The following is a 1553-nucleotide window of genomic DNA, read 5'->3' on the forward strand; positions in this document are numbered from 1 at the left end:
GCGTTAAATTCTTCACCGCGCAGAACACCGGAAGCCAGTGCCTGACTGAGTTGAGTAATAACAGAGCTGGCTTCTTCGGTGCTTGCACCGGACAGCTTCAGTGAGGTTGCGATGGTTTCAGTGACTTTTGCCACATCCCCCGAGGCATAACCCGCATCACGCATCGACTGTGCAATACGGGCATACAGGTTGGTATTTGCCGCCAGTGACGTGCCGGTACGCTGGCTCAGTGACATCAGTTCCTGCTGAGCACGGCTGAAATCCTCCGCAGACACAGAGGCCAGTTTCAGACGGCCGCTTAACTGACTCCAGGTATCGGCATAACTGATAAGCTGCTGCGTGGCAAAAGCACCGGCCATGGCTCCCATGACACCGGTTACCGTGGATTTTATTGATGAAAGCTCATTATTCAGTTCACTGATTGCCCGTTTCGTTTCGCGTGATGCCGATGCTGCTTTGCGCCCGCCCTGCTCCAGCGTCCGGTAATAATTCTCCCCCGTCCGTGAGGCGCGCGCTATTTCAGCCTGAAACGAGGAGGAATTTGCCGATATTTTAATAATAAGCTCACGAAGCTTTGCCATTACGTCCTCTGCTATGTCAGTACAATCAGGTTTCAGATACCGATTTCAGAAAACCCTCCAGCCCGTCATCTGCCTCACCGTTACCCGTTTTTCCCCATTGCAGCATCGCATCATTCAGGCTGAGTTTGCCGCCCTGTGCGCCGTACAGCGATGAGACAATATGGGCCGTCTGTATGTCACTGCGGATGTCCCCGATCGGACTGAGGCGGTCAAAAGCCATCCACATGGTCAGCTCACCGGCGCTCATCGTTCTGGTCAGTTCATCCACTGTGCGCCCCATCCGGAGCGCAAGTGTCATCAGAAAAAACATCCCGGGCTGCGCTACTTTTTTTCCGCTTCATCCGGCGTGGTCATCAGATCAAGTGCCTGTTTCAGCAGACGGGCATGAACCGGCCCGTAAACAGCCATCACTTCTTCAGTGTCGTCATCACTGAACACCCGCTCTTTATCTTCATCCAGCAGCACATCAGAAAACATCACCACATCAGCCCGCAGATTGCGCTGCGCCTGTTCTGCCTCTGACAATTTTTCATCACCGTCTGCGCCGGTATTCATCAGCTCACGCCATCTGAGCCAGGCTGCCGAAGACGGTTCCCGAAGAATAACGGTGACTCCGTTCCATTCATGTACCTTCACCATCTTTGAGCGGAAGGCGTTTTTTGAACTGAGTGCCAGTTCTTTTAATGACAGTTTCGGATTCGCCACTGCTTATTCCCTCTTTCCCGGCTCAGTTACCGCCCCGTTTTTCAGCGGAACAGGCTTACCTTTCATACGCAGCGTGAAAGACGCGGTGACCAGCCCGCTGGTTGCCGCACTCCAGCTGTTCTGACGGACTTCCGCCAGGAAGGCATAACCATTACCTGACGGAAACTCCACTTTGAACGCATGAATAGTGTCTTTGTCATAGGCAGTACGCAGAACTTCCTGACCTTCATCCGGTGACCAGTTACCGGAGATCGTGATTTCCCCCGG

At 53.4% G+C, this 1553-nt stretch carries 3 protein-coding genes and 1 pseudogene; all 4 read right to left on the bottom strand.

The window, feature by feature from the left end; genetic code table 11:
- Positions 1 to 581: tape measure protein (locus tag GN208_RS17670; protein WP_243828507.1), on the bottom strand; the 581-nt coding region annotated here is incomplete at its 3' end.
- Positions 582 to 606: 25 nt separating this feature from the next.
- Positions 607 to 891 carry a DUF4035 domain-containing protein gene (locus GN208_RS17675; protein WP_046025031.1) on the bottom strand — a complete coding sequence of 95 codons (285 nt, stop codon included), beginning with the start codon at positions 889 to 891 and terminating at the stop codon, positions 607 to 609.
- Between the two features lie 11 nt (positions 892 to 902).
- Positions 903 to 1286, bottom strand: coding sequence for a phage tail assembly chaperone (locus GN208_RS17680; protein ID WP_096875115.1), 384 nt, complete (start codon positions 1284 to 1286; stop codon positions 903 to 905).
- Between the two features lie 3 nt (positions 1287 to 1289).
- Positions 1290 to 1553 (bottom strand): annotated as a pseudogene (locus GN208_RS17685) (phage tail protein); the annotation flags it as partial.

This window comes from Morganella sp. HSTU-ASny43, assembly GCF_022819185.1.
In the GTDB taxonomy this organism is placed as follows: Bacteria; Pseudomonadota; Gammaproteobacteria; order Enterobacterales; family Enterobacteriaceae; genus Morganella; species Morganella morganii.